General features: G+C 56.8%; 15 protein-coding genes and 1 pseudogene. 2 read left to right on the top strand and 14 right to left on the bottom strand.

Annotated features, from left to right (window positions below; translation table 11 throughout):
• Positions 1–87: 87 nt before the first annotated feature.
• From GFC01_RS11820 to GFC01_RS11775, 10 genes are all read right to left on the bottom strand, one after another.
• Positions 88–1,563: a nitrogenase component 1 gene (locus GFC01_RS11820; RefSeq protein ID WP_152947334.1), complete on the bottom strand. Its 1,476-nt coding sequence runs from the start codon at positions 1,561–1,563 to the stop codon at positions 88–90.
• Entirely contained in the window at positions 1,550–3,004 is a 1,455-nt protein-coding gene (locus tag GFC01_RS11815; RefSeq protein ID WP_152947333.1) for a nitrogenase component I subunit alpha, read from the bottom strand. The genes GFC01_RS11820 and GFC01_RS11815 overlap by 14 nt, the downstream gene beginning before the upstream one ends.
• A 19-nt stretch (positions 3,005–3,023) precedes the next feature.
• The gene (locus tag GFC01_RS11810) at positions 3,024–3,386 is read right to left on the bottom strand and encodes a P-II family nitrogen regulator (RefSeq protein ID WP_341473934.1); all 363 of its coding nucleotides are present in this window, start codon (positions 3,384–3,386) and stop codon (positions 3,024–3,026) included.
• Positions 3,387–3,400: 14 nt separating this feature from the next.
• Positions 3,401–3,718: a P-II family nitrogen regulator gene (locus GFC01_RS11805; RefSeq protein ID WP_152947332.1), complete on the bottom strand. Its 318-nt coding sequence runs from the start codon at positions 3,716–3,718 to the stop codon at positions 3,401–3,403.
• Positions 3,719–3,763: 45 nt separating this feature from the next.
• Positions 3,764–4,597 (bottom strand): nitrogenase iron protein, encoded by an 834-nt coding sequence (gene nifH / locus GFC01_RS11800; RefSeq protein ID WP_152947331.1) that lies wholly within the window; start codon positions 4,595–4,597, stop codon positions 3,764–3,766.
• A 338-nt stretch (positions 4,598–4,935) separates the two neighbouring features.
• Complete coding sequence (locus GFC01_RS11795) at positions 4,936–5,274, bottom strand: P-II family nitrogen regulator (RefSeq protein ID WP_152947330.1); 339 nt, start codon at positions 5,272–5,274, stop codon at positions 4,936–4,938.
• A gap of 113 nt (positions 5,275–5,387) precedes the next feature.
• Entirely contained in the window at positions 5,388–6,791 is a 1,404-nt protein-coding gene (locus GFC01_RS11790) for an ammonium transporter (protein ID WP_152947329.1), read from the bottom strand.
• A 626-nt stretch (positions 6,792–7,417) separates the two neighbouring features.
• A complete protein-coding gene (locus tag GFC01_RS11785) occupies positions 7,418–8,986 on the bottom strand; it encodes an NAD(P)H-hydrate dehydratase (RefSeq protein WP_152947328.1) in 1,569 nt (522 codons plus the stop codon).
• A 25-nt stretch (positions 8,987–9,011) separates the two neighbouring features.
• Positions 9,012–9,404, bottom strand: coding sequence for a holo-ACP synthase (gene acpS, locus GFC01_RS11780; protein WP_152947327.1), 393 nt, complete (start codon positions 9,402–9,404; stop codon positions 9,012–9,014).
• Between the two features lie 153 nt (positions 9,405–9,557).
• Positions 9,558–9,905 carry a hypothetical protein gene (locus GFC01_RS11775; protein ID WP_243137524.1) on the bottom strand — a complete coding sequence of 116 codons (348 nt, stop codon included), beginning with the start codon at positions 9,903–9,905 and terminating at the stop codon, positions 9,558–9,560.
• A 166-nt stretch (positions 9,906–10,071) separates the two neighbouring features.
• Here GFC01_RS11775 and GFC01_RS11770 point away from each other — a divergent pair, with 166 nt between their 5' ends.
• Positions 10,072–11,844, top strand: coding sequence for a methyl-accepting chemotaxis protein (locus GFC01_RS11770; protein ID WP_194174925.1), 1,773 nt, complete (start codon positions 10,072–10,074; stop codon positions 11,842–11,844).
• An 84-nt stretch (positions 11,845–11,928) separates the two neighbouring features.
• Positions 11,929–12,621, top strand: coding sequence for a DUF1640 domain-containing protein (locus GFC01_RS11765; protein ID WP_152947324.1), 693 nt, complete (start codon positions 11,929–11,931; stop codon positions 12,619–12,621).
• A gap of 171 nt (positions 12,622–12,792) precedes the next feature.
• Here GFC01_RS11765 and GFC01_RS11760 read toward each other — a convergent pair whose 3' ends face one another.
• From GFC01_RS11760 to GFC01_RS18790, 4 genes and pseudogenes are all read right to left on the bottom strand, one after another.
• A complete protein-coding gene (locus GFC01_RS11760; protein ID WP_152947323.1) occupies positions 12,793–13,575 on the bottom strand; it encodes a LytR/AlgR family response regulator transcription factor in 783 nt (260 codons plus the stop codon).
• Positions 13,550–14,878 carry a histidine kinase gene (locus GFC01_RS11755; RefSeq protein WP_152947322.1) on the bottom strand — a complete coding sequence of 443 codons (1,329 nt, stop codon included), beginning with the start codon at positions 14,876–14,878 and terminating at the stop codon, positions 13,550–13,552. Before GFC01_RS11755 ends, GFC01_RS11760 begins: the two co-directional genes overlap by 26 nt.
• 443 nt (positions 14,879–15,321) lie before the next feature.
• A complete protein-coding gene (gene acs, locus GFC01_RS11750) occupies positions 15,322–17,277 on the bottom strand; it encodes an acetate--CoA ligase (protein ID WP_341473933.1) in 1,956 nt (651 codons plus the stop codon).
• Positions 17,278–17,701: 424 nt separating this feature from the next.
• Positions 17,702–17,925: pseudogene (locus tag GFC01_RS18790) on the bottom strand (hypothetical protein); the annotation flags it as partial.

The raw sequence follows: 17,925 nt of genomic DNA, 5'->3' as shown, positions 1-17,925 counted from the left end.
GAAATAAAAAATGGGGCCGGGCCGGCCGGGCGCCGTGGGCGATCCGTGATCCCCACCGGCCGGCCCGGGCCCCAAAGGTATATTCTTTTAAAGCTGGTGTGTCCGGTCGTCCGGATACTGGTGGCCCAGTATGCTGTTGACGATTTCCGCCAGCAGGATTTCCCCGCCCCGGTAGCCCACAATGGGCCGTTTCTGATAGCCGAAGCGGTCGTAAATCGGGAAACCCACCCGTACCAGGGGCACCTGCAACTCCCTGGAAATGTCCACGGCCTTGGAGTTGCCGATGATTAAATCCAGCCGGGGCTGCTTTTTCAGGTATTCTTCAAACTCAAACAGGTCACCGCCGTTCAGGATCAGGGGGTTACCGGTGTAGCCGGCTTCGGCTAAAATTTCGCCCATGGAGTGCTCAAAAGTCTTGCTGGCCGTGCCGCCGGCCAGAGCCACCGGCTCCATGCCCATCTCCAGCACAAAGCGGGTAACCCCCAGCACCACATCGGGATCGCCCATGATGGCCACCTTTTTCATCATGGTGTGGTGGAAGGTGTCGGCCAGGGAGTCCACCAGCCGGCCCCGTTCATCCAGCAGCGTTTCCGGGATTGGTTTGCCTGTGATTGCACTCAAGGTGCTTAAAAATTCATCGGTACCCTGCACTCCCACCGGCGGCGGCCCGACCACGGCCCGCACGCCGTATTTGCGCTCCAGGTAACGGGCTCCGGCCTGACCGGAGTGGGGCTGCAGGGCAAAGGTGGCCAGCGAGTTGGCCATGTCCCGGATCTGCTCCACCGGGGTCCCCCCCGGCGGTTCATAGGGGAACTTTTGCGGTGGTCTTAACGGAGCATCCAGAGGGTCGGAAATGTCAAAGAGCACAATTCCTTCCACCCCCATGTGCCGCAGCAGGTGTTTTATTTCCCGGATATCCCCGGGGTAGAGCAGGCCGGGAATGATATTCACTTTACCGTTGGGTTTGTCTTTCACCGTGGCCAGGGTTTCCACAAAGGCCCGGGATGCCCGGTCGTACCCCTCCACGTGGGAACCGGCGAAACTGGGCGTATTCACCAGTACGATCGGGATCCGGTCGGCCTTTTCCGCACCGATTTCCTGCCGCAGCCGCGCCCGGGCCATTTTGATGAAGCTGACCATATCGTCGCCGATAATTTCGCTGGAACAGGTGGTCACCACCCCGATCAATTTCGGCCAGTAGCGCACCACCAGGTTGCGCAGGCCCTCCACCAGGTTGCGCCGGCCGCCGAAAACGGCCGCATCCTCGTGGAACGAGGCAGTGGCAATGGTGGCCGGCTCCTTGAACACCCGGCAGAAGGTGTAGCGCACGTAAGTGGTGCAGCCCTGCGCCCCCTGCACGAAGGGGATGGCCCCGTGTACCCCCAGCACGGCCCACATGGCGCCCAAAGGCATACAGGTGCGGTTGGGGTTGATCACCACGGTGCGGGCTCTGGCGGGCACCAGTTCCGGCGCCCGCTCTATATAGGCCGGGGTGCAGGGTATTTTTTCGATTTTCAACTGGTCGTAGGGGATGCCTTCCACCGGAATTTCATTCAGCCGCATTTTCTTCCCCCCCCGTCATGCCCTTAATACCCCACTGGAACTTCCAAACAGGGGCGTAAATGCCCTGGTAAATGTCCCGGGCGAAGTTGATCATACCGATAAATCCGGCGTAAGGACCCTTTTCATAGGAATGGGAGTTGACTGTGGGTATGCCCATTTTGCGTCCCAGGTATTTTTCCTTCAATCCGGTCAGGAAGAGATCGGGTTTGGTTTCCAGCAGCATTTCCTCGATTTCAAATTCATTGGGCGCGTCAATCACCAGCATACCGGCCTTCGCCCGGGCGTTGATCTTCTCGTAATCGTCCTCGTGGGCAAAGGTGCAGGCACCGGCCACCACCGTCATGCCCAACTCTTCCATCAGCTTGATCCAGTGCCAGACCCGCGGGCCGCCCACATAAATGGCCACCCGCTTGCCCTGCAACTTTTCCCGGTAAAAGGCCAGGCTCTTTTCCACCCGGGCCAGCTCCTCGGCAATCACCTTTTCCGCCCGCTCCTGCAGGCCGAAGAAGGCCGCCGTTTCCCGCAGCGCCTTGCTGGTCTGATGAATGCCGAACAGAGAGCAGCGAATGAAGGGGATGTCATAGCCGTCCTTCTCCATTTCCGCGATGTATTCCGCCGACCGCTGGCAGTGCACCACGTTTAATTTCACGTCGGGCATTTTGATCAGGTTTTCGATGCGCTCATTGCCGCTGAACACGGCCACGATGCGTACGCCGATTTTTTCAAAGAGGGGTTTGATCACCTTCAAGTCCCAGTCCATGTTGTAGTCGCCGATCAAACAGATGTCGTAGGGAGTTTTTTCCTCCTCCCGCATTTTCAGTTCCGGCCGCCGCTCCCGCAGGGCCTTCACCTGGCGGTAAAACTGGGTGTTGAAGTCGTGGTGCCCCTTGGACTGGCTCACCCCGGAGCAGCCCGGCGATTCCGCGGTGAAGACGGGGAGGCCGGTTTTCTTTTCAATCTGTCGCGCCACCGCCTGCACGTCGTCACCAATCAGGCCGGTGGTGCAGGTGGTGAAAATGATCAGGCCTTTGGCCTCCGGGAAAAGGCGGATGGCCTCCAGGCAGGCCCGCTCCAGTTTTTTCATGCCCCCGAAGACCACGTCCTTTTCCTGCATATCGGTGACCACGCAATAGCGGCGGTTGAAGGCCACATTGGTCAGCCGGCCGGGCAGTGCCCAGGGGTACAGGTCGGACAGGTGGCGCCGGGTGCCCCAGGTATACCAGGCGCAGCCCACGGGGGCGTGCACCATGGCGATGATGTCGGAGATGGGGCCGCCGATCACCCCCCGGGCGCCGGCAAAGGCGCAGCCCCGTTCGGTCATGTCTCCGGGCAGGGTGGCGATGTTGCAACTGGGGATGATGGATTTACCTTCCTCGGTTATATAAATGTGCTTATCCCGCTCGGGGATCAGCTCATCGCACTTCATTTTGACCATGGGCATTGCGACATTCCCCCTTTACCTAAATTGCCTCTTTGCCTCTTTCACCGGTGCGCACCCGCACCGCTTCCTCCACCGGGCAGACAAAGATGCGCCCGTCACCGATCTGACCGGTCCGGTTGATTTTGATGATCACGGCCACCACCAGCGGTACGTCGGCATCGTCCACCACCAGGTAGACCAGCCGTTTGGGGACATATTTCATTCCCCCGGTCGTTTTGAGCAGCTCCGGATCGATGTTGAAGGACACTTCCCCCAGTATTCCCCGCTGCTTGCCCCGGCCCACCACCTTGACGGCGGTCATGCCGGGGAAGCCCAGGATGGCCAGGGCTTCTTTGGTGGCACCGATCTTGTTTGGCCGGATAACGGCGTAAATTTCCTTCACAGGCCCGCACCTCCCTAAAGGCCGGCCGAGTCGGTGCGCACGGTGTAGGCTTCATCCACGGGCGTGACAAAGATCTTGCCGTCACCGAAGTTACCGGTATGGGCCGTCCTGGTGATCACGTCAACGGCCCGGGCTACCTTGTCGTCGTCCGTGACCAGCAAAAACATCACTTTGGGCAATTCATCGTAGTAAACCGTACCCAGCTGGATGCCCTTTTGTTTACCGCGGCCGACCACGTCTATTTTGGTCAGGGCGACAAACCCGGCCTCCGCCAGGGCATCGGCCACTTCTTCACTTTTTTCCGGCCGTACAATGGCCCGGATCATTTTCATGGGAAGCCCTCCTTTGTTCTGGTTTAACATCAAATGATCCGGTGATCAATCCAACAGGCCGTATTTAACCACCAGGTTTTCCAGCTCATCCATGGACATGGGCGTGGGTATCACCAGGTCGTCGGGCGTGGTTTCGATCAACCTGCGGGCTAATTCCTTATAGGCCTGCGCCTGATCCGATCCCGGATCGAATTCGGTCACCGTCTGGCGGTTGAATTCCGCCTTCTGCACGATATTGTCCCGGGGGATGAACATGAGCAGTCGTGTGCCCAGGCGGGCGCAAAACTCCTCCAGCAGTTCCCTTTCCCCGTCCACATTGCGGCTGTTGCAAATGATGCCGCCCATGCGCACGCCGCTTTGTTCGGCGTATTTGACCATCCCCCGGCTGATGTTGTTGGCCGCGTAAAGCGCCATCATTTCCCCGGAGGCCACGATGTATATTTCCTGCGCCTTGCCTTCCCGCACGGGCATGGCGAACCCGCCGCAAACCACGTCGCCCAGCACGTCGAAGAAAATCATATCCAGAGCGGGGTCATACCCCCCCAGTTCTTCCATCAGGTTGATCGCCGTGATCACCCCCCGGCCGGCACAGCCCACGCCGGGCTCGGGACCGCCCGACTCCACACAGCGGATGCCGCCGAAACCCGTCTGGCAGACCCGGTCCAGGGTAACGGCGTCTTCCCCCAGTTCCCGCAGGGTATCCAGCACCGTCACCTGCATTTTGCCCCCCAGAATCAAGCGGGTGGCGTCGGCTTTGGGATCGCAACCGTGGATCATCACTTTTTTACCGAAAAAATGACTCAATGCCGCCGCCGTATTCTGGGTGGTGGTGGATTTTCCGATACCACCCTTACCGTAAATGGCAATTTTCCTGGTCATGGGAATACACCTCCGTTTGTATTAAAAAAGCCCCGGCGGGGGAAGGGGAAACCTTTCCTTCCCGGCCGGGGCCGCAATGCCCTGGAAAGTACATCTTTGTATGTACGCCGCCGCAAAGCACCGGGACGACATCGTCCCTGTCTTATGTAAAAAACGACGCCCCGGTATTAAAGGGAGGGAAAGAAGGTCCCTCGATCCGGGGCGCCAATGCCCATAAACGTCATAGTTTACTTTCATAGCATTCATTGCCAGGGGGGAGCGGGCCACCGGCATCATTGCGGTAGCACTCTCCCGCTGCAAACGGAACAATTATCCGGCGGCAAAATGTTCACAACCCCTTAAATGGCGTTTTCTCCCGATTCGCCCGTACGGATGCGGATGGCATTGCCCACCGGGTAAGTAAAGATCTTGCCGTCGCCGATTTCGCCCGTACGGGCCGCTTCCTGGATCAGCTTCACCACTTCATCCACGTACTTGTCGGCCAGGACAATTTCCACTTTAATCTTGGGCAACAGGTTGATGCTGTATTCCTTGCCCCGGTAAACTTCCGTACGGCCCTTCTGCAGCCCGCAGCCAATCACCTGGGTCACAGTCATGCCGTGGATGCCGAACTTGCCCAGGGCATCCTTCACATCCTCCAGCTTGCCCGGGCGGATAATGCATTCAATTTTGGTCATGGGAAAACCTCCCTTCCCGGGCCGGCACCAGACCGTTCAGTTCCGGTAGCCGGCACCGGATATTAAAATTTAAGCTTTCCATACAGCCAGGGGTAACCATTGGGTTTTTTCTGCTATACTCCGGCTTCTCCGGCTTTCGTGACCATGGCATTGCCGGCGGCACCGGGCACTACCGTACCCGTACCCAGTGGAGCGCCCAGAACCATATCGGAATACGCCTCCTCGCCGTGCTGGGTGATATCCAGACCCTGCTCTTCCTCGTCGGCACTGGCCCGCAGTTTGAAGAACACACCCACCACTTTCAAAATAACGAAGGTTAGCACTGCTGCAAAAACCCAGCTGACCGCCACGGCAATTATCTGCGTCCAGAGCTGTCCCGGATTGCCGAAAAACAGCCCGTCGGCACCCGCAGGGTTGATGGCCCTGGAAGCAAACAGGCCGGTGGCTATAGCGCCCCAGGTACCGCCGATGCCGTGTACCCCAAAGGCATCCAGGGAATCGTCGTAACCGAGGCTGGTCTTCAGTACGCTCACAGCCAGATAGCAAACCACGCCGGCCACCAGGCCGATGATTACCGCCGGCATGGGACCCACAAAACCGGAGGCGGGGGTGATGGCCACCAGACCGGCCACCAGACCGCTGGCGCCACCCAGGACGGTGGGCCTGCCATGGTGAACCCACTCGGCAAAGACCCAGGACAGGGCCGCTGCAGCGGCAGCCGTATTGGTCACCACAAAGGCGCTGGCCGCCAGGCCGTTGGCCGACAGGGCGCTGCCGGCGTTGAAGCCGAACCAGCCGAACCAGAGCAGCGCCGCCCCCAGGACGGTAAAGGGCAGGTTGTGGGGCACCATGGGTTCCGAGCCATAGCCCTTGCGCCTCCCCAATACCAGGGCTGCCACCAGGCCGGAAACACCGGAGCTGATGTGCACCACCGTACCGCCGGCAAAGTCCAGGGCGCCCAGATTACGCAGCCATCCGTCCAACCCCCATACCCAGTGGGCCAGGGGATCGTAAACAAAGGTGGACCACAGCAGGATAAAAGCTACAAAGGCCGGGAAACGCATCCGTTCGGCAAAGGCGCCGGTAATTAAAGCCGGGGTGATAATGGCAAACATCATCTGGAAGGCCATGAAGGCCTGGGCCGGAATGGTGGCTGAATAATCCGGGTTCGGGTCCTGTCCCACACCATTTAAACCCAGCCAGTCCAGGCCGCCAAACAGGTGCATCCTGTCGGGACCGAAGGCGATGGTGTATCCCCAGAGGACCCACTGCACCGAGACAAGGGCCATGATAAAAAGGCTCTGCATGATGGTGCTCAGGGTATTTTTGCGCCGGACCATGCCGCCGTAAAACAGGGCCACCCCGGGCAGGGTCATGATCATTACCAGTGCGGCTGAGATAAGAACAAAGGCGGTATCCCCCGTATCAATCTTCGGTTCGTCGGCCCAGGCCAGGCCGGGTATGGCCAGCAAGGCCACCGGCAGCAGGCAAAGGCCATTGCGCAACCGTCTGAACATGCCAAAAACCTCCTTAAAGTAGTTGTTGGTCGTCAGATGTCAATCGCCCGGTAGACCTCAGCACTCACCGGAATAGGGTAAACCTGAAATGATTTCTTTTACCTGTGAACCGGCTTAAGTAATTTTCATGGTGCCAGTGAATGCCGGGCAAATTGAACCCTTATATTCAATCTGCCGTTTTCATCTCCGGCCGGTATCCGGCCGCCCGAGCCCAACCGCACAGGCCGGAAGATGATGTATATCTCATCGCCCGCAGTGAATGGCGCCAATTCACCGGCCGGGCGTTGCGGTAGTATTTTCGGTAAACAGTGCCCTTACCCCGCAAACGGGAAAAGGGTGCTTTAAGTGGAGCACCATCGCTCCCCTTCAAGCACCCTCGCTTCACGATTCATGGGAAACCGGTTCCGTTTATTTTTCCTTACTGAAACAAAAAGGCGCTTTCCGGGAGAAAACTTTCCGGAAAAGCGCCTTTGCCTGCTGTCCGCCTTTGGATGAACCGTAAAAATTATAAACGCCCTTTGACGGATCGCCCCGTCAAAAAGCGCCATCGCCGGGAGAGATACTTCCCTGTACCTTTACCCTGGACAAAAGTATAAGGCAATAAAAAACTGCTGTCAATACCTTTTTTAAAAAGTTCCCATCCTGTTACATTCCACCCGGGCCATGGCCGGCGGCAGCATTTCCAGAATATCTCCCGCCAGCAGGCCCCGCATTCCCCTTTCCCGGGCAGCCATATCCCCGGCCAGGCCGTGCAGGAAGGCCCCGGCGGCGGCGGCCCGGGCGGCGTCCAGTCCCTGGGCCAGAAGGCCGGCAATCAAACCGGTGAGCACGTCGCCGCTGCCCCCGGTGGCCATACCTGGATTGCCGGTGCTGTTTATGTAGGTGATCCCTTCCGGAGAGGAAACCAGGGTGGCGGCACCCTTGAGCAGGGTAACCACCCCCCAGGCACCGGCCGCCTCTTCCACCACAGCCAGCCGCCGGGAGCGGATCTCCTCCGGGGGATGCCCCAGCAACCGGGCCATCTCCCCCTCGTGGGGTGTAACCACCGCCGGCACGGAAATGCGTTTTAAAATCTGGGCGTCACCGGCCAGGGCGTTCAAGCCGTCGGCATCAATGACGCACGGCACCTTTAGCGCCGGCAGCAACTCCCGCACCAGGGCCACCGTCTCCAGGTGGCGGGAAAGGCCCGGCCCAATGGCCAGCACATCGTTTCTTTCCAGTAGATTTAAAATCTCCGCCCGGGCGCTGCGGGCCAGAGTCCCTTCCCGGGTCCCGGGCAATCCCACGGTCATTACTTCGGTCAGCTTAACTGCCACCACATCCTGTAACTGCCCGGGCACGGCCAGAGTAACCAGCCCCGCCCCGGCCCGGGCGGCTCCCAGGGCCGTCAGGCAGGCCGCCCCGCTCATGCCCCTGGAACCGGCCACCACCAGCACCCGGCCGCAGGACCCCTTGTGTGCCCAGGCCGGCCTGGGAGGCAGCCACTCCCGCACCATCTTTTCCGTAATCAGGTAACGCCCGGGACTGCCTCCTTCCAGCAAAAAGGCGGGGATGGAGATATCGGCCACATGCAGTTCGCCCACATGGCTGCGCCCGGGCTCCTGCACCAGGCCCAGTTTGGGCAGGGCGAAGGTGACGGTGTGGGCGGCCCGCACGCAGGGGCCGTGCACCTGGCCGGTGTCGGCCTCCAGTCCGGAGGGAATATCCACGGCCACCACCGGTTTGCCGCTGGCATTGATGGCCTCGATCACCCCGGCTGCCGGTTCCCGGGCCGCCCCTTTAAAACCGGTGCCGAAGATGGCGTCCACCACGCAGGCCGTTCCCACCAGGAAAAGGCGCACCGCATTCAGATCCTCCCCGCTGACCACGGGATACACCGGCTGCCCCATTTTCTGCCAGATAGAAAGATTCACCGCCGCATCACCGGTGATCTCCTCGGGCCTGGCCAGGAGCAGCACCTTTACTTCCGCCCCGGCGTTAAACAGATGCCGGGCCACCACCAGGCCGTCCCCGCCGTTATTCCCTTTCCCGGCAAATACGGCCACCCGCCGGCCGGCCAGGTCACCCAGAATCTGCCGCACCACCCGGACCACTGCCAGCCCGGCGTTCTCCATAAGAACAAGACCGGGTATGCCGTAATCTTCCATGGCCGCCCGGTCCAGTTCCCGCATCTGCGCCCCGGTAACCACCCGCATACAGTACACCTCCGAATCCAACCAGTTAATCACCGAGGGCCATGGCAAAGGCCACGGCATAATCCCCGTCATGGGAAAGGGTCAACAGAATCCTGCGGATACCCTTTTCCCGGGCTATGGCGGCCGCACCTCCATGCAGAACCACCCCGGGAACCCCCCTGCCGTCCCGCACCACTTCTATATCCCGCCAACGGGAGCCGGCCGAAAGACCGGTTCCCAGGGACTTCAACACCGCTTCCTTGGCCGCAAAGCGGGCCGCATAACAGGGATGGGGATCCCGTCGAACGGCACAGCAGGCACGCTCGCCGGGTGTAAAGACCCGGTTTATAAAACGCTCTCCGAATCTGGCCACCGCTTTTTTCACTCTCCCTATGGCCACCAGATCCGTACCAATCCCCCGCACATCTATTGTATCCATATGGATCTTCCTCTGGCTGATTAAAAATTGGCAGGTATATTCCGTGAACTCGCTTTGGTGCCACCCAACACTCAATTCTCCCTCCGGATTAAAAAACCTGCCGGCTTATTTGAGAAAACATGGTTTCATTTTCATCCGGCGGTGCCCGGGTTCCTATTCCAGAGCAATATTATCAAATGTACCCCTGAGTTTGAAATTGACCCATTCCGGAAAGGGCACGCCCGACCGGGCAAAGAAATCGCTTTCCGCCGCCCGCTGGTCGTCCTTTTCTTTTAAAAATTCCCGTACCGCCTGCCTGGTTACCTCGTACAAATCCTCATCAACCAGTTCCTGCTCCATAAGCAAAACTCTTAAAGCCAGATTTTCTTCTTCCAGTATTTTCACCCGGCTGAACAGCTCGATGAACATCAAGCGCACCACATCTTCATCCAAACGGCGCTGTACGTTCCCCAGGAGGCTCCAGATTTTCTGATCACTCAGCATGTCCCATACGGCCTGCATCCCCATTGCCCACCTTCCCTGCCAGTTAATGCCTGATCCGATCTTAGTGTAAACCATAATGGCACCAAAATATACCCCGGAAAGGTTCTTTAGAACCCGTCCTTTCTGTCGAATTTTATATATAAGTATGAAAACCGTAGAGACAAAGGGAAGAGGGAGAAAGATAATGAAAAAAAACAAAAAAGCCGGAAAAAATTGCTGGGAATATAAGGCATGTCCGGAGGAAAGGAAAGACTGTTGTCCGGCCTATACGCAAAACAGGGGGAGGGATTGCTGGCTGGTGGACCATACCCTGTGCGGCGGTAAAGAACAGGGTTCCACGGCGGAAAAAAGCGAGGAATGCCGCCGCTGTGATTTTTACCGCCTTTTAAATCGCAAGGGTATGCAAATACGCAGCAAGTTAATTCTTGGCTTTGGCACAGTTTTGCTTCTTACCCTGATCATGGGATTTCTGTCCCTGACCCAGCTATACCTGATAAACAGCTCATACAGCGATCTGGTGGAGCACAAAACAGCAGTAATCAGCATGGCCCAGGATATCCTCATCCAGTATGAAAGATCGGCCCTGGATCTGCGCGGCTATATGCTTACGGGCAACCCCAACTATTTGAACAATTATCAAGCTGAAGCAAAAAAAGTGGGACAGGAGATCTCCGATCTGGCCCAGCACCTGGATGACGAACAGGGACGTACCCTGCATGCCTATTTTCAAAAAGCCCATGCCGATTCCCTCAAGTACGCCGAGGAGGCCATCAAACTACGGCAGGATAACAGGATGGACGAACTGGAATCATTTATGATTACCAGTGGTGATACCCTGAAAACAGTGATTACCGCCGGACAGGGTCTGGTGGAATACCAGCAGGAACTTTTGGAGCAAGGCAAAGCGACAAACACCACACGGATACAACAGGCCATGGTTATGGTACCCGCCCTGATTATTCTGGCCCTGCTGGCCGGCCTGGGAGTCAGTTTTTATACGGCCCGATCAATCGCCAGTCCCCTGGTGCGCATTGAGGAAAAGGCCACGCGCATTGCCGCCGGTGATTTAAGCGGTGGGGAGATCAACGTAAATACCCGGGATGAGGTGGGCCGGATGGCCCGGGCATTCAACCAGATGGCCGCCAGTTTGAAACATATGGCCCGGGAACTGGTGGAAAAATCCCGCGCCCTTTCCGCCGCCTCCCAGCAACTGACCTCCACCGCCGAAGAAACGGCGGCGGGGGCCAGCCAGGTGGCGGCCACCATCAGCCAGGTGGCCGGTTCGGCCGAACAGGTATCTGAAAACGCCCAGCGGGTATCCGATGCGGCGGCCAAGGTATCCCAGCACGCCGGTGAAGGGACCCTGGCCATGGAAAAAATCAGCACCCAAATGAATAATATAGCCAGGGCCGCAGAAGCGGCTTCCCGGACCATGGACGATCTCAAATCGAAATCGCAAAATATCAGCGCCATGGTGGAGCTGATCACCCGGATTGCCGAACAGACCAACCTGCTGGCATTAAATGCGGCCATCGAGGCCGCCCGGGCGGGAGAACACGGGCGGGGTTTCGCCGTGGTGGCCGAAGAAGTGCGCAGCCTGGCCGAACAATCGGCGGGGGCGGCCAAAGAAATACAGGAGGTCATTCAGGCCATTCAACAGGAAATGGATCAGGCGGTGGGGGCTGCGGATACCAGCACCAGGGAAGTCAGGGCCGGAAGCCGGATGGTGGAAGAAGTAAACCGCTCTTTACTGGAAATCATCAATTCGGTGCAGAATCTCACCGGTCAAATTCAGGAGGTGGCCCTGGCCGCCCAGGAAATATCCACCGGTGTACAAAATATTACTGCGTCGGCAGAGGAACAGTCCTCGGCCATGGAAGAGGTGTCGGCCACCGCCGAGTCCCTGAGCACCCTGGCCGCTGAACTGCAGTCCATCGCTTCCCGGTTTAAAGTGTAAAACAAGGTGTAAGATATGGATTGCCTCGGAATGCTGGCAAATGGTAAAATAAAGGCAAGGGGTACCGGAAGGGCGGTGTGCGCAGTGGAAGAAGCAAAAAAAGAAATAGCGGCATCCTCGGAGGAAAGTAACTGGGAGGCCAGGCGGCAACCGGATCCCTTAATTTTTCTCATTAACCGGATGGATAATATGGAACACCGGCTACGGGATGAAATTAAGGACACGGAAAACAAATTGCGCCAGGAAATCAAAACCATTGAAACCAACCTGCGCCAGGAAATTAAGGACACGGAAAACAAGTTGCGCCAGGAAATCAAAACCGTTGACAGTGGTTTGCGCCAGGAAATCAAAACCGTTGACAGTGGTTTGCGCCAGGAAATTAAAACCGTTGACAGTGGTTTGCGCCAGGAAATTAAAACCGTTGACAGTGGTTTGCGCCAGGAAATTAAAACCGTTGACAGTGGTTTGCGCCAGGAAATTAAAACCGTTGACAGTGGTTTGCGCCAGGAAATTAATACCCTGCGCCAGGAAATAAAAAACATCGATAATGGTTTGCGCCAGGAAATCAAAGCCACTGAAAGCAACCTGCGCCAGGAAATCAAAACCGTTGACAGTGGTTTGCGCCAGGAAATTAATACCCTGCGCCAGGAAATCAGAACGATTGAAAAAAATGTATATGACAAGTTAGATAATAACAGGACATGGACCATAAGACTACTAATGGCAGTAGCCATTGGTTTTATCGGTATGATCGTTACTTTAATCGTCAGGACCTAGAAATGAACGCGGAATTATGATGAATTACAGCCAGGTCCCTGAGATGGTCAAAGTATACCCGCTGGCTATACATGTAGAAATCATAGATAAATTGGATATGACGGGACCCTCTGTAATTAATTCAAAGAACCGGTATCCTTTAAAAGGTATACCGGTTCTTTATTCCTGCAGTTAAAAGCCCAGTATCCTGCGCAACTTCTTGGCCTGAGCCCGGCTCACGGGCACCTCGCTGTTATCCCTGTCATCCACCACCAGATTATAGGTGCCGTTAAAGAAGGGCACTATTTCTTTTACTTTGTGCAAATTGACTATATAACAACGGTGCGTGCGGAAAAACATGGCCGGATTCAACCGGGCTTCCAGTTCCTTCAAAGTAAAACGGGTAAACAATTTATCCGCATAGGTTTTGATATATATATAATCCTGTTCCGTAAAAGCATAGACAATATCCGACTCTGCCACCAGCACGGTTTTGCCCTGCTTTTCCGCGGGAATGCGGTCGATTTTGATCTGGCTGCCGTTGTCCCCCCGGACGGGCGCCGGTGCGGATTCCTCCCCTGTGGCGGCTGCTTCCGCCGCCACCGCCTCCTGCCTTATCTTAAACACCTTATCCACGGCTTTCTTCAAGCGAGCCTGATCCACCGGTTTGAGCAGGTAATCCACCGCGTTGACCTCGAAGGCCTGTACGGCATATTCATCGTAGGCGGTGACAAAGATCACCTGGGGCTGGCGGGGTAGTTCCTGAATGGCCGCTCCCAGTTCCAGACCGTTCATGCCGGGCATGGAAATGTCCAGGAAAAGCACCTGATAGTCCAGGGCTTTGATCAGGGCCAGGGCCTCCTGGGCATTGGTGGCCTCCCCCACAATCTCCACGTTTTCGAAATTGCCCAGGGCGTAACGCAACTCCTGGCGGGCGGGATACTCGTCATCAACGATTAACGCTTTGAGTTTCATCCGCTCTCCCCTCCTCTTTAATCAATTTGCACATCAAAGGCACCCGCACATAAACCGATGTCCCGGCGTTGACCGCGCTGATTATGCGCAAACCGTAATCCTCTCCAAACAATCCCTTTAACCGCTCATGTACATTGCTCAATCCCACGCCGTTACCCGAACCGACCCCGGGGCGCAGTATTTCGGGCAGCCTTTCCGGCGCTATGCCCACCCCGTCGTCCCGGATCACAATCAGCATATCCTCATCCAGCCGCTGGGCCGTAATCTGCACGGTGCCCTGGCCGGGCTTGGGCAGTATGCCGTGTTTGATGGCATTTTCCACCAGGGGCTGGATGGTCAGTACCGGCACCCGGTAATCCAGCAGTTCCCGGTCTATATTACGCACAATACGCAGCTTGTCACGAAAACGGGCCTTCTCCAGAATTAAATAAGTATTTAAATATTCGATTTCCTCCTTCAGAGTATTAAAATGGCCGTGCCGTTTCAATGCGTGGCGGAAAAAACAGGACAGCCGGATTAAAAGCCGCCGGGCCGTTTCCGGGTTGGTCCGGCTGAACATGATGATGGTGTTCAGGGTATTGAAAAGGAAATGGGGGTTGATCTGGGCATGGAGGGCATCCAGCTCAGCCTCCGTGACCAGCTGCGCCTGGCGGTCCAGTTCCGCCAGTTCCATTTGCATGCCCAGCAACTGGGCCACACCTACCGCCAGTTTGATCAAGGCCACCGGCACTTCCCCCGGCTGGGTACGGTAAAGTTTGATGGTGCCCACCACCTCTTCCTTACACTTAAGGGGGGCAATCACCGCCGACTGCAGGGGGCAGGTGGGAACGGGACAGTGCAGGTCATAGCCGTTGATAACCACCTTAAGCTGACCGGTGCTCAAAACTTCCCGGGTGGCGTCGGTCATAATGGGCCGGCCCGGACGGTGGTGGTCCGCCCCGGCACCGATATAGGCCAGCACCTTGTGCCGGTCGGTAATGGCTACGGCCGAAACGTCACTGATCCGTTGAATAATCTCCGCCGTCTTTTCCGCCGTTTGTTCATTTAAGCCCCGGCGCAGGTAGGGTAAGGTCTGACTGGCAATCTGGAGGGTGGAGTCCAGGGGATGTTTTTCGGCTTTTAAGTTAACCAGCCTTTGCTTTTGCAAATAATCGTTCACCAGAAAGGCCGCCACGGCATTCACGCAAAGCATAGCCACCACCAGCATCCAGGCGGCGGGGTCCCATAAAAGGACCAAACCGGTAGCCAGCAGGTTGATGGGCAACCAGCGGGCAATAACACCCAGGGCCAGTCTTTTTTGCATCCTCGCCCCCTCCTTGAAAATAGTCGTTGGTCGTCGGGTTAAGCGGCCCGGCGCTCACCGGTGCCTCTTTTAAAAGACATTTTCTTCCTTCGTGATGCTGCCATTAGCGGCATGGGAAATTCCCTGGAAACATGTTCACTCCCGATGTCCGGTAACGTTAAACTTGTCGTTATTACCTTAATTTTCTTTATATTCAAATACAGGGCCCTCTTTCATCATTACATTAATTATTATAAGTATACGTCCTCCGAATGTCCATTCCTCCAGCGGGAATAAAAAAGCGTTTTGATAAATTAGAGGCAGGTTTTTTTAAACCTGCCTCTAATTTACTTGATTAGATAGATTCCCGATTACGATAGATTCCCGTCACTACATAATAGATATAGCCCCATCCAATCAACCGGCATTGTATTATTCCGGCCATTGTCCGGCAGAAACGGCACCTAACCTTCCTGCGAACTGTAATTATCTTTAATCTGAGTCATCACAGCGGGATCGGCCAGGGTGGTGGTATCACCCAGCACCCGCCCTTCGGCTATATCCCGCAACAGGCGGCGCATAATCTTACCGCTGCGGGTTTTGGGCAGCTCGGCGGTAAAGAAAATATCCTCCGGCCGGGCCAGGGCACCGATCTTTTGGGCCACATGGGCCTTTAATTCAACCGCCAGCTCGGAGGTGCCCCGGATACCTTCCTTTAGAGTCACAAAGGCGCTTACCGCCTGCCCCTTTAACTCGTGGGTCTTGCCTATAACCGCAGCTTCCGCCACCGCCGGGTGCTCCACCAGGGCGCTTTCGATTTCCATGGTCCCCAGGCGGTGACCGCTGACGTTAATCACATCATCCACCCGGCCCATGACCCAGAAGTAACCATCTTCGTCCCACCCGGCCCCGTCCCCGGTGAAGTACATATTTTCAAAACGGCTCCAGTACTGGGCTATATACCGGTCTGGATCCCCGTAGATGGTCCGTAACATGGCCGGCCAGGGGGACTTCAACACCAGGTATCCGCCGCTGCCGGGCGGAACGGGGTTACCCGCCCCATCCACCACAGCCGCCTCCACCCCCGGGAAGGGCACCGTGGCTGAACCCGGCTTCAGGGAAGTAACGCCCGGAAGGGGGGAGATAAGGATCATACCGGTTTCCGTCTGCCACCAGGTATCCACAATGGGACAGCGCTCCCGGCCAATGTATTTGTAGTACCAGATCCAGGCCTCGGGGTTGATGGGCTCGCCCACCGTTCCCAGCAAACGCAGGGAGGACAGGTCCCGCCGGGCGGGCCATTCCGGGCCCCACTTCATGAAGGTGCGGATGGCCGTGGGAGCGGTATATAAAATGTTCACCCCGTACTTTTCCACAATGGCCCAGAAGCGATCCTTATCCGGCCAGTCGGGACTCCCTTCGTACATCACCGTGGTGCAACCATTGGCCAGGGGACCGTAAACGATATAGGAGTGGCCGGTGATCCATCCTATGTCGGCGGTACACCAGTAAATATCATCATCCCTGATATCGAAAATCATCCGGTGGGTGGCGGAAACGCCCACCAGGTACCCGCCGGTGGTATGGACAATCCCCTTGGGTTTCCCCGTGGTTCCGCTGGTGTAGAGGATGAACAGCATATCCTCCGCGTCCATTTGCTCCGGCTCACAGCCGATGGGGGCGGCGGCCATCATCTCGTGGTACCAGAAATCCCGGCCCTCCACAAGATCGACCTCCTGGCCGGTGCGCCTGACCAGGAGCACCTTTTCCACCGTGGGGCATCCGGCCAGGGCATCATCGCAGTTCTTTTTCAGGGGTACGATATTCCCCCGTCGCCAGCCGCCGTCGGCCGTCACCACCAGTTTGGCCTGGCAGTCGTTGATGCGGTCCCTCAAGGATTCTGCGGAGAAGCCGCCGAAGACCACGCTGTGGGTGGCACCTATGCGGGCGCAGGCCAGCATGACAATGGGCAGTTCGGGAATCATGGGCAGGTAGATGCTCACCCGGTCACCCCGCTTGACCCCCATCTCCTTGAGCACATTGGCGCATCTGGTCACTTCCCGGTAGAGATCCTGGTAGGTGAGAATCCGGTCGTCCCCCGGTTCCCCCTCCCAGATGATGGCCGCCCTGGTCCTGCGCCCGGCATTCAGGTGGCGGTCGATACAGTTGTACGAAACGTTTAACTTACCGTTCACAAACCACTTGTAAAACGGTGCCTGACCGGCATCCAGCACCTTATCCCATTTCTGGAACCAGTCCAGGCGTTCGGCCTGTCTGGCCCAGAAGGCCTCCCGGTCGGCCCGGGCTTCTTCGTACGGAGTCTGATCCTTGACTACCGCCTTCTCTATAAAATGGGGCGGCGGCGGGAATACCCGGTCCTCTTTTAATAGTACTTCCAGAGCTCTGTCTTCGCTGGACACATGCAAAACCTCCTTAACTGGTGTTTTTTCTGCCTCCTTCCCCCACCCCGGACATGGGCTTTTCGGTTCATCCCTTTTTCCCTGCACAATTTGATATATTTTGTCTGTATTGTATCGTACACCAACTGAATTCATAACACTAAGAATTTTCTGCTAAAGCGTCGAATTTCCACCTCAAAAGTCTATAATACTGGTGTGAACGGTCGTAAAACTCGTTCGGCTTATGGTATGACCACCTGAACAATAAAAACACCCCGCCCCTATTGTGGAAACGTGGTCAGTTCTTAATGTTAAAAAACCGGTCATTGGATGTGACCGGTTGATTATCAAAGCTTGCTTTTTTAAAAGACCAGGCCCTGGCCAGGAAGCTATCAAATCAGTAAGTTACCAGCATATGGCACGGGATCTTCAGACATACGCCACATCATGCCTGTCCCGGCCCGGAGAGCACTTTCCCGGCAGAGGTTTCTTCCGTGCGTAACAGCAGATTATTCACGGGGATGGAAACCAGCCAGATCAGTGCACCGGCCGCCAGGGTGCCCAGCAGGGACACCAGCCCGTGGTAATGGTGCCAGAAGAGCAGGTATACCGTGGAGACCACAATGGACATGAGCATCAGGGGAAAGGCCACTTTCATGTAGCCCAGGA

This window comes from Desulfofundulus thermobenzoicus, from assembly GCF_009428905.1.
Taxonomy (GTDB): Bacteria; Bacillota; Desulfotomaculia; order Desulfotomaculales; family Desulfovirgulaceae; genus Desulfofundulus_A; species Desulfofundulus_A thermobenzoicus.
The sequence above is the reverse complement of the archived record's forward strand: the minus strand, read 5'-3'. Positions and strand labels throughout refer to the sequence as shown.

Excerpts from the sequence above, each read along its gene's own strand:
- GFC01_RS11820 (WP_152947334.1), bottom strand. The coding sequence starts at position 1,563 with ATGCGGCTGAATGAAATTCCGGTGGAAGGCATCCCCTACGACCAGTTG.
- GFC01_RS11815 (WP_152947333.1), bottom strand. The coding sequence starts at position 3,004 with ATGCCCATGGTCAAAATGAAGTGCGATGAGCTGATCCCCGAGCGGGAT.
- GFC01_RS11805 (WP_152947332.1), bottom strand. The coding sequence starts at position 3,718 with ATGAAAATGATCCGGGCCATTGTACGGCCGGAAAAAAGTGAAGAAGTG.
- nifH (WP_152947331.1), bottom strand. The coding sequence starts at position 4,597 with ATGACCAGGAAAATTGCCATTTACGGTAAGGGTGGTATCGGAAAATCC.
- GFC01_RS11795 (WP_152947330.1), bottom strand. The coding sequence starts at position 5,274 with ATGACCAAAATTGAATGCATTATCCGCCCGGGCAAGCTGGAGGATGTG.
- GFC01_RS11790 (WP_152947329.1), bottom strand. The coding sequence starts at position 6,791 with ATGTTCAGACGGTTGCGCAATGGCCTTTGCCTGCTGCCGGTGGCCTTG.
- GFC01_RS11785 (WP_152947328.1), bottom strand. The coding sequence starts at position 8,986 with ATGCGGGTGGTTACCGGGGCGCAGATGCGGGAACTGGACCGGGCGGCC.
- acpS (WP_152947327.1), bottom strand. The coding sequence starts at position 9,404 with ATGGATACAATAGATGTGCGGGGGATTGGTACGGATCTGGTGGCCATA.
- GFC01_RS11775 (WP_243137524.1), bottom strand. The coding sequence starts at position 9,905 with ATGCAGGCCGTATGGGACATGCTGAGTGATCAGAAAATCTGGAGCCTC.
- GFC01_RS11770 (WP_194174925.1), top strand. The coding sequence starts at position 10,072 with ATGAAAAAAAACAAAAAAGCCGGAAAAAATTGCTGGGAATATAAGGCA.
- GFC01_RS11760 (WP_152947323.1), bottom strand. The coding sequence starts at position 13,575 with ATGAAACTCAAAGCGTTAATCGTTGATGACGAGTATCCCGCCCGCCAG.
- GFC01_RS11755 (WP_152947322.1), bottom strand. The coding sequence starts at position 14,878 with ATGCAAAAAAGACTGGCCCTGGGTGTTATTGCCCGCTGGTTGCCCATC.